General features: G+C 62.4%; 15 protein-coding genes. 8 read left to right on the forward strand and 7 right to left on the reverse strand.

Features of this window, described 5'->3' with window-relative positions; translation table 11 throughout:
- Positions 1 to 80 precede the first annotated feature (80 nt).
- Complete coding sequence (locus AC1Q6I_RS26270) at positions 81 to 905, reverse strand: arylamine N-acetyltransferase family protein (RefSeq protein ID WP_102625036.1); 825 nt, start codon at positions 903 to 905, stop codon at positions 81 to 83.
- A 121-nt stretch (positions 906 to 1026) separates the two neighbouring features.
- Here AC1Q6I_RS26270 and AC1Q6I_RS26275 point away from each other — a divergent pair, with 121 nt between their 5' ends.
- Positions 1027 to 1263 (forward strand): DUF6555 family protein, encoded by a 237-nt coding sequence (locus tag AC1Q6I_RS26275; RefSeq protein WP_024076187.1) that lies wholly within the window; start codon positions 1027 to 1029, stop codon positions 1261 to 1263.
- Between the two features lie 31 nt (positions 1264 to 1294).
- Here AC1Q6I_RS26275 and AC1Q6I_RS26280 read toward each other — a convergent pair whose 3' ends face one another.
- Positions 1295 to 1495: a DUF6021 family protein gene (locus tag AC1Q6I_RS26280; protein ID WP_024076188.1), complete on the reverse strand. Its 201-nt coding sequence runs from the start codon at positions 1493 to 1495 to the stop codon at positions 1295 to 1297.
- A 12-nt stretch (positions 1496 to 1507) separates the two neighbouring features.
- Positions 1508 to 1687: a hypothetical protein gene (locus AC1Q6I_RS26285; RefSeq protein WP_024076189.1), complete on the reverse strand. Its 180-nt coding sequence runs from the start codon at positions 1685 to 1687 to the stop codon at positions 1508 to 1510.
- A 126-nt stretch (positions 1688 to 1813) separates the two neighbouring features.
- Here AC1Q6I_RS26285 and AC1Q6I_RS26290 point away from each other — a divergent pair, with 126 nt between their 5' ends.
- Positions 1814 to 2335, forward strand: coding sequence for a DUF3087 domain-containing protein (locus AC1Q6I_RS26290; protein ID WP_069076513.1), 522 nt, complete (start codon positions 1814 to 1816; stop codon positions 2333 to 2335).
- A 27-nt stretch (positions 2336 to 2362) separates the two neighbouring features.
- Here the strand turns inward: AC1Q6I_RS26290 and AC1Q6I_RS26295 are convergent, their stop codons facing one another.
- The 3 genes from AC1Q6I_RS26295 to AC1Q6I_RS26305 all read right to left on the reverse strand — a co-directional run bounded on the left by AC1Q6I_RS26295 (position 2363) and on the right by AC1Q6I_RS26305 (position 5919).
- Entirely contained in the window at positions 2363 to 3493 is a 1131-nt protein-coding gene (locus AC1Q6I_RS26295; RefSeq protein WP_102625035.1) for an MFS transporter, read from the reverse strand.
- 70 nt (positions 3494 to 3563) lie between these two features.
- Positions 3564 to 4928 (reverse strand): MFS transporter, encoded by a 1365-nt coding sequence (locus AC1Q6I_RS26300; protein ID WP_024076192.1) that lies wholly within the window; start codon positions 4926 to 4928, stop codon positions 3564 to 3566.
- A 127-nt stretch (positions 4929 to 5055) separates the two neighbouring features.
- On the reverse strand, positions 5056 to 5919 hold the full coding sequence (locus AC1Q6I_RS26305; protein ID WP_024076193.1) for a Dyp-type peroxidase: 864 nt from the start codon (positions 5917 to 5919) through the stop codon (positions 5056 to 5058).
- Between the two features lie 138 nt (positions 5920 to 6057).
- Here AC1Q6I_RS26305 and AC1Q6I_RS26310 point away from each other — a divergent pair, with 138 nt between their 5' ends.
- Together AC1Q6I_RS26310 and AC1Q6I_RS26315 are read left to right on the forward strand one after the other, a co-directional pair.
- Positions 6058 to 7674 carry an NADP-dependent glyceraldehyde-3-phosphate dehydrogenase gene (locus tag AC1Q6I_RS26310; RefSeq protein ID WP_069076511.1) on the forward strand — a complete coding sequence of 539 codons (1617 nt, stop codon included), beginning with the start codon at positions 6058 to 6060 and terminating at the stop codon, positions 7672 to 7674.
- 314 nt (positions 7675 to 7988) lie between these two features.
- A complete protein-coding gene (locus AC1Q6I_RS26315) occupies positions 7989 to 9050 on the forward strand; it encodes an FUSC family protein (RefSeq protein ID WP_024076195.1) in 1062 nt (353 codons plus the stop codon).
- Between the two features lie 281 nt (positions 9051 to 9331).
- Here the strand turns inward: AC1Q6I_RS26315 and AC1Q6I_RS26320 are convergent, their stop codons facing one another.
- Positions 9332 to 10084, reverse strand: a complete 753-nt coding sequence (locus AC1Q6I_RS26320; protein WP_069076510.1) for a TetR/AcrR family transcriptional regulator — start codon at positions 10082 to 10084, stop codon at positions 9332 to 9334.
- 356 nt (positions 10085 to 10440) lie between these two features.
- Here AC1Q6I_RS26320 and AC1Q6I_RS26325 point away from each other — a divergent pair, with 356 nt between their 5' ends.
- Genes AC1Q6I_RS26325 through AC1Q6I_RS26340 form a run of 4 tightly spaced genes read left to right on the forward strand, consistent with a single transcriptional unit; the run spans position 10441 to position 15070 of the window.
- On the forward strand, positions 10441 to 11148 hold the full coding sequence (locus AC1Q6I_RS26325; RefSeq protein ID WP_102625034.1) for an ABC transporter ATP-binding protein: 708 nt from the start codon (positions 10441 to 10443) through the stop codon (positions 11146 to 11148).
- Positions 11145 to 12344, forward strand: a complete 1200-nt coding sequence (locus tag AC1Q6I_RS26330) for an ABC transporter permease (protein WP_069076508.1) — start codon at positions 11145 to 11147, stop codon at positions 12342 to 12344. The genes AC1Q6I_RS26325 and AC1Q6I_RS26330 overlap by 4 nt, the downstream gene beginning before the upstream one ends.
- On the forward strand, positions 12337 to 13815 hold the full coding sequence (locus AC1Q6I_RS26335; RefSeq protein ID WP_024076199.1) for a TolC family protein: 1479 nt from the start codon (positions 12337 to 12339) through the stop codon (positions 13813 to 13815). The genes AC1Q6I_RS26330 and AC1Q6I_RS26335 overlap by 8 nt, the downstream gene beginning before the upstream one ends.
- Complete coding sequence (locus tag AC1Q6I_RS26340; protein ID WP_024076200.1) at positions 13805 to 15070, forward strand: efflux RND transporter periplasmic adaptor subunit; 1266 nt, start codon at positions 13805 to 13807, stop codon at positions 15068 to 15070. The genes AC1Q6I_RS26335 and AC1Q6I_RS26340 overlap by 11 nt, the downstream gene beginning before the upstream one ends.
- Positions 15071 to 15421 lie beyond the last annotated feature (351 nt).

Raw genomic sequence — 15421 nt, forward strand, 5'->3', positions numbered from 1 at the left:
CCCGGCAGCAGGTTGCCACCCTAAAAAACGTTGTTGGTGAGTTTCCCGTCAAGCTCGTTGATTTCCGGTTCGTCGCGCGCTTACGGACGCCCCAGGATTAAGCCCTCCAGCGCTTCGCGAAGTTGCGGATGCGTTGGCAGGCGAATACCGAAGGTATCGTGCAGCACCCTCGACAATTCGTCGGCACTGTCTATCCGGCGTTTTTCGCTGGGGCGATCCAGGGTGTGAATCGCATAGTCAGCGTTGTTCAAGGTGTGGCGTCGACCGGGCGCCAGCAGTGCCACTTTCAACTGGCCGAGAAACGGCGAACCTGGGTGGGTGGAGACGTACCAATTGCCGATTTCATAATCGATGTCCGCCTGCACTTGCAGGTCGAACACGTACAAGCCGCGCCACTCCCCGGCGACCAGGGCCCACAGGGTGTAGCTGCCGTCATTGAAGGTCAGGCGATAGGGTTCATGGGCGGTCGCCTGCACCGCTTCGGTGTCCAGCAGCAACGGGCTGCTGGGCACCATGCCGCCAAAGCCGACATCGGTCATATAGCGCACGCCGTCCAGGGTCACCAGGCTCAGGCGATGGGTCCGCGCGGTGCGTGCATCGGGTGGCCCGCCCATCACCACCCTGCCGGTGATCCCACGCGCGTCGAAACCCAGTTCCTGCAGCAACGCGAGAAACATCTGGTTCAACTCGTAGCAATAACCACCGCGCCCCTCGAACAACACTTTTTGCTCGACGCTGGGCAGGTCGATCGGTACCGGCAGCTTCATCAGGGTCGACAGGCTTTCAAAGGCAAAGCGGCAGACATGACGCAGCTGCAAATCCCGCAGGGTCTGCAACGTAGGCGCGGGCGGCGCATCGTAACCGAGGTGTTGCAGGTACAAACGGCTATGGGTCAGCTGGAGCATGGCGCGATCCTTGGGCACGGTGCAAAGGCGTCACTATGCCGTCCTGGCATGCACCTTGTCATTTTGAGTGAACCTTTTTGGACGCTTTCCTCTCCATCTATGAACAAGACAGGGAGGCAACATGAGTACCGCAAAAATCTACACCATCCACTACCAACTGCACGGCCAGCCGAAATCTTTTGTGGTGCGCGCAGAAATCATGAACAACGCCGAAGCCTGGCACTGGGCAGCCGTCGACGCCGACATCGCCCATGTCAGTCGTATCGGCCGGGTAGGTCACGAGCAGGTGAAAAAAACCACGCGGCCCTGGGCAGAGAAATACGGCATCACCGACGTCAGTTGGACACCGCCCAAATAAAGCAAAGCCCCGCTCAATGGCGGGGCCCGTATTAGTGTTTCAAGTCGCCCAACGGATCGTAGGGCGGCTTTTTTTTCGCCTCGTCCTTACCTTTCCTATCCAGCGGGGCGATGGCCGGACCTACCGGGTCGACCTGCGGGTCTGCCACATCCGGCGAGTCCGGGTCGAAGCCCAGCTCATCCTGGCCGCTGGCATGTTCGTTGGAGTGTGGGCCATCCGAGGGTTTATTCATGACTGTCTCCTGTTAAAGCGGGCGGGCTTTGTCGTGGAGGGTTTCCAGGTCTTGCTCGACGCGCTCCACCTCATCGTGTTCGTCACGCTCCTTCGGATCATTGGGGCGCAATGCATCGTTATCGCGCTCTTCTTCACCGGGTGTGCGGTCGGGGTCGGGAGTGCCGGGCGGCGGCTGCTTGTATTCGGGCATGATGCTTCACCTCACGGGGGTTAGTGGCCTGCATCGTTTTAGAGGAAGTACCGCAAACCATCGTTCAACTTGATTGCCCCAGGCATGAGAAGATGCCGGCACATTCCTTCTGGAGACCTGCCCCGGATGTTCGAGCTCAAACCCTGCGACCCCGTCACCTACCGCCGTCAGACCCGTCGCAGCACGCTGATCGTGGCCGTGCTTTTCGTGGCCCTGGCGATGCTGCTGTCGAGCCTGGCCGTGATGCTGTTCGGCGAGCCTGGTGGTGATAACTTTCGCTTCAACGTCGGTGGTGTATTTGCCGGCGTGTTGATCACTGTTGCCCTGGTGCGCGGCCCGTTGTGGCACCAGCCGTGGCTGGCGCCCGCGGTGTATGGCTGGCAGCTCAAGCGCCAGTTGATGCGCGTGACCAATGTGATGCACACCGTGACCGAACGGGTGCAGGCCAACGACCCGACCGCGCTCAAGGTGCTGCGCTTCTACCACCTGGGGCTGACGCAAATGCACGAGCTGGACGCCAACTCCAGCGCCCAGGCGCAGTTGGTTGGCGAGATCGAGGCGCATAAGGCCAAGATGCAGGCGCTGGGGCTCGACACCGAGCAAACCCGCTTCAACCCCGCCTGGCTGGACAGTATCAAAACCGCTTGAGCCTGCGGATACACGCGCCCTGCCCCATCAGCTGGAACGCTTGGCGCGCCAGCAGAACAGCGCACTTACCGCAATCGCCGCGCCCGCCAGGCCAAACACCCAGGGCGCCGACGCCACCGGCAGCAACAGGCCTGCCAGCAGCGGCCCGAGGCCGGCACCGATATCGCGCCACACTGAGTTCGACGCCAACGCCGACACCCGCATGGCACCGGGGTTGCGCTCGGCCACCAGGGTAGTCACGAGGGGCAGTTGCAAGGCGCGCAGCACCAGCACCGCCGCCGCGCCGATGATCACCCAATAGCTGCCAAACGCAGCCAGGGCCAGTGCACTCAAGAACGAAAACAGCAACAACATGGCGGTGGCGCCGAAGCGTTGTGCCGCGCGCCCCCCCAAGGGGCTGAGGAGCAATTCCGACAGGTAACGCAGGGCCATCAAGCCCCCGGCGATCAGCACCGCGTCACCGCCCATGATCTTCTGCGCCTGAATCGACAGACCGAAGATAAACAAGCCATCCAGCGCCACGCCTTCGATAAACGACCAGAGCGCCACACTGTCGGGCCATTTGAAACGGCGCCCCGGGGTGCTGTGCAAGTCGTGCCCGGTGCCGGGCAAACCGCGCGCCATCCACAGCCCAACCAGGCAGCAGCCGGCAAGAATCAGGAAAATCGGACGCGGCCCGGCCCACAACGTCAGCAACCCACCCAGGGGCAAGGCCAGCATCGGCCCAAGCGCAATCAACGCCCGCGATCGCCCGGCCCGGCGCGCGGCGCCCGCAGGCTCCGAGGTGGCCAGCACCTGGGTGGACAGGTTCAACGCGGCAAAACACAAGCCCCAGACCAGGCGCAAGCCCAGCAGGGCGGCAAACCCCGACAGCATCGAATTGCCCACGGCGCACAATGTCGCGGCCCCCGCCGCGATCATGCAGGTCAAGCGGTCGCCGTGGCGCGCGTAAAAATTCAATACATGCCGGTAACCGAAAATCCGTACCAGGCGGTTGGCGGCCAACAACACCCCGGTCTGGGCCAAAGTGATGCCGAACGCCTGGTACTCCATCGGCAGCAGCAGGTAGAGCAACACATCACTGGGCAGGCATAAGGCAAGGGTCAGCGCGGCGCGACGGGAGTGAGTATCAGCGGTGCGGAGGGCCAGGCTGGACATAAATCTGAAACATCCCGAAATATTCAGGTCGCCAAGGTAGCCTTCCCACGCCAGGTTTTACAACGCCCAATCACGCTTTTTCCCCATAGGGCAGTAAGCGCAAGCCACTGGCCACGGCGCCCACCAATGCGAACACGCAGCCCAGCCACAAGGCATATTGCGGACCACTGCCCAGGAACAGGTGGAAACACAATGCCACCAGCGAGGCGCCCAACGTCTGCCCCAGTAACCGTGAAATCGCCACGATGCCACTGGCCCCACCGCTGCGCGCCAACGGCGCACTGGTCATCAGCGCCTTGAGGTTGGGCGACTGGAAAAAGCCAAACCCGGCACCGCACAGTGCCATGCGCCAGCCGATATCGAACGTCGACGCGCCGCTGCCGAGTGTCGCCAGCGCGGCCATGCCGACACTGAGCATCAGCAGGCCGATGCCGCACAGCGCCCCCAGGGAGACACGGTCGGCCAGGCGCCCCGCCACCAGCGCCATGACCGCCACGACGGCTGGCCAGGGCGTCATCAGAAAGCCCGTTTCCACTTGGCTATGCCCGAGCACCGCCTGCAACAGAAAGGGCAGCGACACAAAGGCCAGGCCCTGGGCGCTGAACGCGCAGATCGCCGTGAGGGAAGACAAGGCAAACACCGGCCGCTTGAACAAATCCAGGGCCAGCATCGGCGCCGGGTGCCCGGCCTGCCGGCGCAACAGCAACGCGCCACAGACCAGCGCCAGCGCGACCAGGCCCAGGGTCAGTGCGCCCTGGGCGCCGTGCACCGCCGTGCCCAGGCCGAGGACCAGCAAGGCAAATAACCCGGCACACAGCACGGCCGCCAGACGGTCGAAGGCATGCCCGGTCATGGGCAGGGTCGGCAATGAACGCAGGCCCAACACCAGGGCCAACAGCCCCAACGGCACATTGATCAGGTACAGCCAGTGCCAGGTCGCCACCGACAGGATCGCCGACGCGGCGGTCGGCCCCAGGGTAAAGGCCAGCCCCACCACCAACGAGTTGTAGCCCAGGCCACGGCCCAGCATTTTCGACGGGTAGATATGCCGCAACAGCGCCGTATTCACGCTCATGATGGCTGCCGCGCCCAACCCCTGCACCACTCGCGCCGCCGTCAGGGTCACCAGCGACCCGGCCAATCCGCAAAACAGCGAAGACAGGATAAACAGCAGCAAACCGCCGAGGTACACCCGGCGATGGCCCAGCACATCGCTCAACGAAGCGAACGGCAATACCGTGGCGATAATCGCCAACTGGTAGGCATTGACCACCCAGATCACCGAGGCGGAATCGGTGCCGATCCCTTCGGCCAGGGTCGGCAGCGCCGTGTTGACGATGGCCGTGTCCAGGGTCGCCATGCCGATCCCCAGGGAAATGGCGATGACCGCCGGCAGGCGTTTGTTAAAGGGCAACCCATCGGCAACAGAAGACATGAACGATCCAGGCGGGTGACAAAGGCCTCTAGACTAAGGGCTGTGCCGACATTTTTCAGTGATCGATTGCCTGTCTGTCAGAGTTTTCATGTTCGCTTCGAAACAGCAGGCCCGTGGGGTGGATCGCTTAGCCCGTCAGTGCACCCAGGTCCAGGCGCCCGGCCTGAAGCGGCGGGCACCAGTAGTAGCCGCCGGTCAACGGCGTGCTGATGCGATACAAGCCATCGACAATCCCGTCTTCCAGCCCGCTCATGCGGCGCAGTTGCGCTTCGAATGCGTCGAAGGAATGGCCGAAGGCAAGAAACATCAAGCCAGCCTGGCCATTTTCGGCCCACGGCATCGAGCGGCGTACCACGAAAGCTTCCGGGGTGAAACTCTCTTGGGCGGTGCGTTTGGTATGGGCGGATTCGGGGGCGTCGTCGAGTTCTTCGTTGTCGCCATGGCGGCGGCCGATGATGTGGTCGCGCTCCTCGGCGGGCAAGGCGGCGAAGCCATCGAGGTCGTGCTGCCATTGCTGGATCGCGGCGAAGCTGGCACCGCTGTCGGTCAGCGCGGCTTCCACGGCGGCATCGTCGTGGGGGTTTTCGGTGCCGTCTTCGTAGTCGGTCAGGTCGAAGCCGGTCTTGAAGCGAAAACCTTCGGTCGACTGCACCAGTCGAAAAGCCGGGGCCAAGGCTTTTTCAAAGGCGCGACTGCGCAACAGCAGCTCACCGCGATCCACACCATGCAACCACACCCACAGCGCCTGCTGGGTGGAGGGGTTGTGCGCACCTGGCCCGCTGACAGCCGGGAATGGGCGCAAACCGTCGATCTGTGCGCCCAGGGCGGTTACCAGCGGCTCACCGAACCCGACCACGGCCGCCGAATCCACACGCTGCACCAACGCATCCAGCGCAGCGGGCACGGCGTCCAGGGAATCCACGGCAAAAAACAGATGGCGTGCCTGCAAGGGCACCGGAGCGGCAAGAATGCCCGGCTGGTACTGACTCATATGAACTCCTTCAAGAAAGCCGCGCAGTTTACCCGCCACGCGCGCCCCTGCGTACTGCAAAGCGCACAAGCCTTGCCATGGAGACCGTTGTTGGGTGACTCTCTAGTCATGTTTTGCAACTATTCCAGGGGTAGCAACATGACCACCGATAACCTGCTCGCCCAGCTGTTTCCCGTTTCCACCGCCGACATTCCCGAGCAATTTCGCCTGGCGGCGCCTATCGAACAGCGTGATTACCTGGTCGACGGCCAGTTGCGGGTCTGGGACGGTCCGTTGGCCCAGGTCCTCAGCCCCGTGCAACTGGGCGACACGCGTGTGCAGATTGGCAGCACACCACTGCTGGATGCCGACACCGCCCTCACCGCCCTCGACGCCGCCGTGCGCGCCTATGACCGTGGCCAGGGTGAATGGCCGACAATGCGTGTGGCGCAACGCATCCTGCATGTCGAAGCGTTTCTGCGGCGCATGCGCGAACAACGTGATGCGGTGGTCAAGCTGCTGATGTGGGAAATCGGCAAGAACCTCAAGGACTCGCAAAAAGAGTTCGACCGCACTTGCGACTACATCACCGACACCATCAATGCCCTCAAGGAACTCGATCGCCGTAGCAGCCGCTTCGAACTGGAGCAGGACACGCTCGGCCAGATCCGCCGCGTGCCGATGGGCGTGGCGCTGTGCATGGGCCCCTACAACTACCCCTTGAACGAGACGTTCACCACGCTGATCCCCGCGCTGATCATGGGCAATACCGTGGTGTTCAAGCCGGCCAAGCTGGGTGTGCTGCTGATCCGTCCGTTGCTGGAGGCGTTCCGCGACAGTTTCCCGGCCGGGGTGATCAATGTGATCTACGGCAGCGGCCGCGAAACCGTCAGCGCGCTGATGGCCAGCGGCAAGATCGATATCTTTGCGTTTATCGGCACCAACAAGGCCGCCAGTGATTTGAAAAAACTGCATCCCAAGCCACACCGCCTGCGTGCGGCCTTGGGCCTGGACGCGAAAAACCCCGGCATCGTGCTGCCGCAGGTGGACCTGGACAATGCGGTCAGCGAGGCGCTCACTGGCTCGCTGTCGTTCAACGGCCAGCGTTGCACGGCCTTGAAGATCCTGTTTGTGCATGAAGACGTGGTCGATCGCTTTATCGAGAAGTTCAACCAGAAACTGGCCACGCTCAAACCCGGCATGCCGTGGGAAGACGGCGTGTCGCTGACGCCGCTGCCGGAAGTGGGCAAGGTGGATTACCTCACGGCGCTGGTGGCGGATGCGACGCAGCACGGCGCCCAGGTGGTGAACGCCCAGGGTGGCGTCAGTCGCGGGTCGTTCTTTTACCCGGCGGTGCTGTACCCGGTGAACCCGCAAATGCGTGTGTACCACGAAGAACAGTTCGGCCCGGTGGTGCCGATCGTGCCCTACCGCGACCTGGAAACCGTGGTCGATTACGTGCTCGAATCGGACTTCGGCCAACAGTTGAGCCTGTTCGGCACCGACCCTGTGCAAATCGGACGCCTGGTGGACACCTTCGCCAACCAGGTCGGCCGGATCAATATCAATGCCCAATGCCAACGCGGGCCGGACACCTTCCCCTTCAACGGCCGCAAGAACTCGGCCGAGGGCACGCTGTCGGTGCATGATGCGTTGCGCGTATTTTCGATCCGCACCCTGGTGGCAACCAAGTTCCAGGACAGCAACAAGGCGTTGCTCAGCGAGATCCTGCGCAACCGCGATTCGAGCTTCTTGACCACCGACTACATTTTCTAAAAACGCACCGCAGAAAATGTGGGAGGGGGCAAGCCCTAATGCCGGTCAGTTAAGAGATAGAACGGGCGACCGGTAACCTGTGGCGAGCGGGCTTGTCCTGCGTTGGGGTGCGAAGCGCCCCCAATAAAGGACAAATGCGGTGTACCCGATATTGCGCAGGGGCTGGTTTTGGGGCTGCTGCGCAGCCCAACGCGGGACAAGCCCGCTCGCCACAGTGACAGCATTCTTCCTTAACTGATGAAATGCATTAGAGCTTACCCCCTCCCACACTTGAACCGAATTCGCCCTGACTAGCTGAGGCCCCTTTACTCCCGATGAATCTACCCCTCTTCGCCCGGCGCCTGCTGCGCCCCCTGCTCGACCCGTATCGCCGTTATCGTCATGCCAAGCTGATCCACGCGGTGCGCGTGTCCATCGGCTTGCTGGCGACGATCCTGCTGACCACCGGCATCAACCTGCCCCACGGTGAGTGGGCGTCGGTGACCATGCTGATCGTGATCGGCGGCTTGCAGCATCACGGCAATATCGGCAAGAAAGCCGTGGAGCGCGCCTACGGCACCTTGATCGGCGCCAGCGTCGGTTTGCTGCTGGTGGTGCAACAGGCTTACTTCGGCCAACCCTTGCTGACCTACCTGTTGATGTCGGTGGTGTGCGGGTTCTTTTCCTATCACGCCATCGGCAAGGGCGGCTACATCGCGTTGCTGTCGGCGATCACGGTGTTCATCGTCGCCGGGCATGGTGACAACCCGCTGTCGGATGGCCTGTGGCGCACCGTCGATATCCTGATCGGTATCGTCCTGGCCCTGGCATTTTCCTTCGCCCTGCCGCTGTACGCCGTGTATTCGTGGCGCTACAACCTGGCCAGCGCATTGCGCGACTGTGCCGCGATCTATAGCCGGATCATCAACGGCCAGTCGGTCACCGATGATGAGCACCTTAAACTGCTCAACCGTTTGAACGCGGCCATCGTGCAGTTGCGCTCACTGATGCCATCGGTGTCCAAGGAAGTGCGAATTTCCATGACCGAGCTGGACCACATCCAACGCCACCTGCGCATGTGTATCAGCACCCTGGAGATTCTCGGCAATACCCGGCCGGACCCGCGCGACGAGCAGGCGATGGCGCGCATGCAGGTGATGTTGAAGGCCGAGCACCGGCAGATTCGCGTGCAACTGGTGGGCATGGCGCGGGCGTTGAAATCCGGGGTGACAGAGCGCCTGGAACGGCCTGGCCACCTCGGAGGCGACAAGCCGACACTGGATGCGCCGGTCTATAGCGCGTTGGATGGCTACCGATTGTTGACGGTGCAACTGGCGGCAAATGTGGATGCACTGCGTCAACGCTTGGCCAAAAGCGCGGGGCACTGGAAGATATAAACAGATGGCCTTTTGACGTGTTTAAGCACGTCAACACTTTCATACTTTCTCTTACATTTTTTTCACGAATTATTCACATCCCGGGACGTAGGGTGAAGCCTCATCCGTTACAAACGTTGCACATCAAGCCCGCCGCCCCAGCGGGCTTTTTTTTGCCTGCGCAAAACACTGTAGGAGCGAGCTTGCTCGCGAAAAGCATTAAACGATAACGCAGCGGTCTCAGGCTGGTTAACCGCGGTGATCGTGCGTTCTTCGCGAGCAAGCTCGCTCCTACAGGGAGGTCAGCGTGAGGCCTTGGCGGCGGGGGCTGCCGCTTGTTCGCGAATGGCCCGCTGGGTATCCAGCACCTTGGCCAACGCGTTTTCCGCCTCCGGGCTTTGCTGCGGCACGCGAATCGCCGCCGACACCAGGGTGATCAACTTGGCCATCACCTCGGCATCCGTGGCCGGGCGGCCCAGGCTCATGGAGTTCATCAACAGGCGCAGTTCGGTACCGGCCATCACCCCGGAAATCGCCTTGAGGGCAAATTGCAGGCGCACCCCCAACTCGTTGCGCGGCAAGTCCGGCAAGGCCAGGGCGAAGGCTTCGAAGAAACGCTGGAACACCGGCTGGTAATGCACCTTGAGGTATTCCTGGATAAACGGCGACGTGTCGCTGTACACCCGCCCGAGGAAGCGAATGAACGAGCGCCCTTCCCCGCTCGCGGGGTCGCTGCGTTCCAGACCCATGGCCGGGGCAAACAGCACGCCCAGCAGCGTGTCGCAATCAAGGGGCCCGTCGGATTCGGCTTCACAGCGTGCCAGCAACTCCAGGCGCTGCTCGTTAAGCGGCTCCAGGCGCTGCATCAGCAGGGTTTTCATCAGGGAGTCCTTGTCCCCGAAGTGGTAGTTCACGGCGGCCAGGTTGACCTGGGCACGCTCGGTAATCTGCCGTAACAAAACCGCGTCATATCCGTACTTTATGAAGAGAGCCTCTGTCGCATCCAGCAATCGAGTCTTGGTAATGTTTGGAGCGCTGACTTTCTTCGCGACCATAGAAGTTCCACGTGGGAAATATGTTTTAAAAAATTATTTGATTTTTTATACCGGGGCCGTCGTTCGAAATCAAGTAGTGACACTGCGCCATATGATTGAAAAGCCTTGCAGTGTGGCGCATTGAAGGCCGTCGAAGGTTTTTTTGTGGGCGTGAGGCGCCGCATTGGAAATCGTTTCAAAGCGTAAAACCGCTCTACATCCATGGCTGGCGAAGCGGATTGAACGCGGTTACTATTCAAACAATATTTTAAAAACAAGAAATTAAACCAGTCCGTGACGCGTACCAGGCGGCTCCCGAACTTGTTACAACGATTTTCCGGGGGCGTGTCGGCACCGTCGAGACTGCAGGCGTAGTCATGATGACAGACACCCACGCGCACCCAGGCTTGATCTCCCTGCAAGGCATCGGCAAGCGTTATGAGCTCGCCGGGCAGCAACTGTCCATTCTCAATGATGTGTGCTTGTCCATCGCCAGCGGCGATAGCTGCGGCATCCTCGGTGCTTCGGGCTCTGGCAAAAGTACCCTGCTCAATATCCTCGGCCTGCTGGACGTGCCCAACTGCGGCCAGTACCACTTTGCCGGCCACGATATTTTCAGTGCCAGCCCCGATGAACTGGCGGCGATCCGCAACCAGCAGATCGGCTTCGTGTTCCAGAGCTTCAACCTGCTGCCGCGTCTCAGCGCCCTGGATAATGTCGCGTTGCCCTTGAGCTATCGCGGCGTATCACGCCATGAATCGGTAGAACAGGCACTGCGCATGCTTGAACAGGTTGGCCTGGCCGACCGCGCTCATCACCGCCCCGCCGACCTGTCCGGCGGCCAGCGCCAGCGTGTAGCGATTGCCCGGGCCCTGGTCGGCAACCCCTCGGTGATCCTGGCCGACGAACCCACCGGCAACCTCGACAGCACCACTGCCCAGGAGATCATGGACCTGCTCCTGGCGCTCAATCGCGAGCAACAGGTCACCCTGATCATCGTCACCCACGACGCGCACATCGCCGAGCGCCTGGAGCGCAAGATCCTGGTGCGCAACAGTGTGGTGCATGAGGCTGGCGGCCTATGAACCTGCGGGTCGAACAGAGCCTCAGCCAACTGCTGCACGAAGCGTTCGTCAGCCTGCGCACCCTGGGCAAGCGCTCGATCCTGGCACTGCTGGGTATTGTGATCGGCAGCTCGTCAGTGGTGGCGCTGATCAATATCGGCCACAACGCGGCGGTGGACGCCGCAATGATCTTCAAGGACATGGGCACCGACACCCTGATCGCCCAGTTCCCGCCCAAAGGCACCGCCAACGTGCCGATGCGCACCCAGCTCGACCTCGATGCCGTACGCCGGGCCGTGCCGGGGATCGCCCATATCGGCGCGATCACCCCGTTCAGCGGGCCCATGGTGTTCCATGGCCGCACCACCAACGCGAACTTCGTCGGCATCACCCCGGATATCCCGCCGACCATGCGCCTGGTGCTGCGCGAAGGACGCTTCCTGTCCCCCTTCGACGCAAATGAAACCTACGGCGTGATCGGCGACCAGCTCGCCCAGGCCCTGGGCGCGCCGGGTGACCCACTGAAGCTGGGCGACCGGGTGCGCATCAATGACTACCTGTTTCAGGTGGTGGGCATTTTGTCCAACCAGCCCCGGGCGATGCTGATGCCGGTGCAGGCCAACGAGACGCTGTTCATGCCTGCGGACGGCATGCGCCGCATCTACGCCAACCCGCAAATCAGCAATGTGATCATCCGCGCCGCCCCCGGCGAGGACATGGAACGCGTGGCGCGGGACGCCGCCGTCGCGCTGCGAACCCAACTGAGCGACCACGACGTCGAGATCACGGTGCCCCAGCAAATGATCGATGGCATGACCCGGCAAAGCCGCACCTTCGCCTACCTGCTGCTGGCCTTGGGGGCGATCTCCCTGGTGGGCGGCGGCGTCGGTGTGATGAATGTGATGCTGATGAACGTCTCGGAACGCCGACGCGAGATCGGCATTCGCATGGCCCTCGGTGCGCGCCAGCGGGATATCCGCAACCTGTTCCTGCTCGAAGCCGTGACCCTCACCGCCGTCGGCGCACTGTGCGGCGCCGTGCTGGGCATGACCGCCGCCTGGCTATACGCCTGGTTGTCGGGCTGGGAATTCGCCCTGGCTGTCGCCGCCCTGCCCCTGGGCGTGGGCAGCACGTTGCTGGTGGGGCTGTTCTTCGGTATTTACCCGGCGGTCTCGGCCTCGCGGTTGCAACCGGTGGAGGCCCTGCGCGATGAGTAAATGGCTCTGGTTGCTCGCCTGGGTCAGCCTGCACGGCGTGGCCGCCGACGTCGTCATCAAACCGTCAGCGCCCAGTACCACCCGCAGCGGTTATGAGCGTGGCGTTTCGCTCAACGCCCAGGTCACCAACATGACCCTGGGAGATGCCGTGTACCTGGGCCTGCGCAATAACCCGGCGATCCGTAGCGCCTACCTGCAGCGGGTGGCGCAGAAGTTCGACCTGCGCGTGGCCGAAGATGTGTTCAACCCCAAGCTCACCCTCAACAGTTATTACCGCAGTACCCGTGGCTCGACAGACAACACACGCAACGCCAACCTGGCGCCGGCCACCAGCCTGCTCAGCGAATACGGCACGCGGCTGAGCATGGCGTGGACCCAGCAACTGACCAACGCCGACCGCGCCGGCCGCTACCGCAGCGACGGCCTCGACCTGGCGATCATCCAACCGCTGATGCGCGGCGCCGGCTGGGACGCCACCACCGCGCCGCTGCGCCTGTCGCGCCTGTCGGAGCAGGCCAACCGCCTGAACCTCAAGGCCACCGTGGCGCAGACCATCAGCCAGATCATCGCCACCTACCGCGAGCTGCTGCGCGCCCAGGAACAACTGAGCATCGTGCAGGATGCCCTCAAGCGCTCGGGCACGTTGCTGGAAGTGAACAAGGCATTGATCAGTGCCGGGCGCATGGCCGAGTTCGAAATCGTGCAGACCGAAGCCGACATCGCCACCCAGCAACTGGGCGTGGAAGAGGCGCAAAACCAACTGGACACCAGCCGCCTGGCCCTGCTGCGCCTGCTGGCCCTGGACCTGTCGACGCCGATTCGTGCCACCGAGGCCCTGGAAGCCAGGCCCATGCAAATCGACAAGCGCCAGGCGTTCACTCTGGCGCAGACCCAGCAACCGGAATACCTTGCCGCCCTGCTCGGCAGCCAGCAGGCCGACCTCAACCTGGTGATTGCCAAGGACTCCGGGCGCTGGCAAGTGGACCTGGTGGCCGGGGCGAACCAGGTCCGCGATGCCTACAATAACAATGCCGGCAGCACCAACAACCGCACCTGGGACAGCTACGCCGGGGTGCAGGTGCAGATCCCCATCGGTGATATCAGCACGCGCCAGGCCGAAGTGCGTGCGCGGGTGAACGTGGAGGACCAGGAGATCCGTATCACCGACGCGCGCCAGGAACTGGAGCGCAACGTCAACGATGTGGTGCGCGACCTCGGTACGCGCTGGCGCCAATATGAAATCTCCCAGCGCGCCGTGGAGCTGTCGCGGCGCAAGATCGACATCGAGCGGGAAAAACTCAGCGCCGGACGCTCCACCAACTTCCAGGTGCTGAGCTTCGAGACGGACCTGCGCAACGCCGAAAATGCACAGCTCAATGCACTGATCGCTTATTTGAACGCCCAGACCCAACTCGATCTGACCCTGGGCATGACGCTGGAAAGCTGGGAAATCGCCCTCAATGACTACTGACAAAAAACGCCTGCTGGGTGCTGTCTTGATCGTGCTGCTGGCGGCTGCGGGGATCACCGCGCTCAGCCTGCGCAGCCCGGCCGCCAACACGGCGCCGGTGGGCGAACAATGGCTGGCGGTGAAACCCGACCCGCTGGTGCACCAGATCGGCCTGGTGGGCAAGATCGAGCCCGACACCACCCTCACCCTCACCGCGCCCTTTGACGGCAATGTGGAGGCCAACCTGGTGGAACAAGGCCAGCGGGTCGAGGCCGGCCAGGTGCTGTTGCGCATGGACCCGGCCACCCTCGAAGTGCAACTGCGCGACGCCCTCTCGGCACAGCTCAAGGCGCGGCGCACCGTGCAGGAAATGCAGGACTGGGACAGCAGCCCCACCGTCAGCCGTGCGCGCCGCAGCCTGCGCACCGTAGAAATGACCGCCGGCAATACCCAGCGCAAACTCACCGAGAGCGAAAACCTGTTCCAGCGCGGCATCATCCCGCGCAATGAGCTGGACGACCTCAAGCAACAGACCCAGCAACAACAACTGGACCTCGCCTCGGCCCGCAGCGAACTGCAGCAGGCGCTGGAGCAAGGCAAAGGCGAGTACCGGCAAATTGCCGATATGGAGCTGACCAACGCCACGGTGAAATACGACGCCCTGCACAAGTTGCTCGAAGGTCGCGAGGTCAAGGCGCCATTCTCCGGCATCGTCGTGCCCGCGCCCGGCAGCAGCACCCCTTCGGCCCAAGGCGGCAGCAACAATGCACCGGTGCAGGCCGGCAGCAGGGTCAGCCAGGGCCAGGTGCTGTTCGGCCTGGCCAATATCGAGCGGCTGAAAATCGTCGCCAAGGTCTCCGAACTGGACATCAACCAATTGCACCAGGGCCAGGCCGTGGAAGTGATGGGCGATGGTTTTGATGGCGAGCGACTGACCGGCTCGGTCAGCGTGGTCAGCGGCCTGGCGATAGCCGGCGACAGCCAGGGCAGCGCGCAATTTCCTGTGACCCTGTCGATCCCCAAGCTGACGCCGCAGCAGTTGCAGCGGGTGCGGCTGGGGATGAGCGCACGCTTGACCATCGTCACTTACAACAATGCCCAGGCGATCATCGTGCCGGCGCCGGCAATCACCCGTGGCGAGGATGGCATGACAGTGGAGTATCGAGAGGCGATGGATAAGCCGGTAGAGCAGGTGAAGGTGACCACCGGGCAATCGACGCCGCAGGGCGTGGAGGTGTTCGGCCTCAAGCCCGGCTTTGTGAAGACCTCAAGATAAATGCAGAACCCCTGTGGGAGGGAGCTTGCCTCCGATGGCAGTGGGTCAGCCAAAGATGCATTCACTGACACTCCCTCATCGGGGCATGGGTATCTACACAATTTCCAGTGGTCTGTGGCGAGGGAGCTTGCTTCCGTGGCGGCCTTTGGGCCGACCATGTGGTTGGATTTGACCGAGTACATATCCGTTGCTGCGGTAACGGCTGCTTAGGGTTCCGCTCTTACAGCGGGTCACTTTTGGAAAAGAGCCCCAAAAGTAACCAAAAGGGCTCTTGGGTATGACTCACCCACATGGGTTACAAATCAGTTCACGCACATAGGTAACAGTTTTTAACTGGCAGGGTCGATTTCG

Source organism: Pseudomonas sp. MPR-R2A5 (assembly GCF_058793055.1).

Bases quoted from the DNA above. Each gene is read 5' to 3' on its own strand.
- AC1Q6I_RS26300 (WP_024076192.1), bottom strand. From the start codon at position 4,928: ATGTCTTCTGTTGCCGATGGGTTGCCCTTTAACAAACGCCTGCCGGCG.
- AC1Q6I_RS26310 (WP_069076511.1), top strand. From the start codon at position 6,058: ATGACCACCGATAACCTGCTCGCCCAGCTGTTTCCCGTTTCCACCGCC.
- AC1Q6I_RS26325 (WP_102625034.1), top strand. From the start codon at position 10,441: ATGATGACAGACACCCACGCGCACCCAGGCTTGATCTCCCTGCAAGGC.
- AC1Q6I_RS26330 (WP_069076508.1), top strand. From the start codon at position 11,145: ATGAACCTGCGGGTCGAACAGAGCCTCAGCCAACTGCTGCACGAAGCG.
- AC1Q6I_RS26340 (WP_024076200.1), top strand. From the start codon at position 13,805: ATGACTACTGACAAAAAACGCCTGCTGGGTGCTGTCTTGATCGTGCTG.
- AC1Q6I_RS26285 (WP_024076189.1), bottom strand. From the start codon at position 1,687: ATGCCCGAATACAAGCAGCCGCCGCCCGGCACTCCCGACCCCGACCGC.
- AC1Q6I_RS26290 (WP_069076513.1), top strand. From the start codon at position 1,814: ATGTTCGAGCTCAAACCCTGCGACCCCGTCACCTACCGCCGTCAGACC.
- AC1Q6I_RS26305 (WP_024076193.1), bottom strand. From the start codon at position 5,919: ATGAGTCAGTACCAGCCGGGCATTCTTGCCGCTCCGGTGCCCTTGCAG.
- AC1Q6I_RS26335 (WP_024076199.1), top strand. From the start codon at position 12,337: ATGAGTAAATGGCTCTGGTTGCTCGCCTGGGTCAGCCTGCACGGCGTG.
- AC1Q6I_RS26280 (WP_024076188.1), bottom strand. From the start codon at position 1,495: ATGAATAAACCCTCGGATGGCCCACACTCCAACGAACATGCCAGCGGC.
- AC1Q6I_RS26315 (WP_024076195.1), top strand. From the start codon at position 7,989: ATGAATCTACCCCTCTTCGCCCGGCGCCTGCTGCGCCCCCTGCTCGAC.
- AC1Q6I_RS26275 (WP_024076187.1), top strand. From the start codon at position 1,027: ATGAGTACCGCAAAAATCTACACCATCCACTACCAACTGCACGGCCAG.
- AC1Q6I_RS26320 (WP_069076510.1), bottom strand. From the start codon at position 10,084: ATGGTCGCGAAGAAAGTCAGCGCTCCAAACATTACCAAGACTCGATTG.
- AC1Q6I_RS26270 (WP_102625036.1), bottom strand. From the start codon at position 905: ATGCTCCAGCTGACCCATAGCCGTTTGTACCTGCAACACCTCGGTTAC.
- AC1Q6I_RS26295 (WP_102625035.1), bottom strand. From the start codon at position 3,493: ATGTCCAGCCTGGCCCTCCGCACCGCTGATACTCACTCCCGTCGCGCC.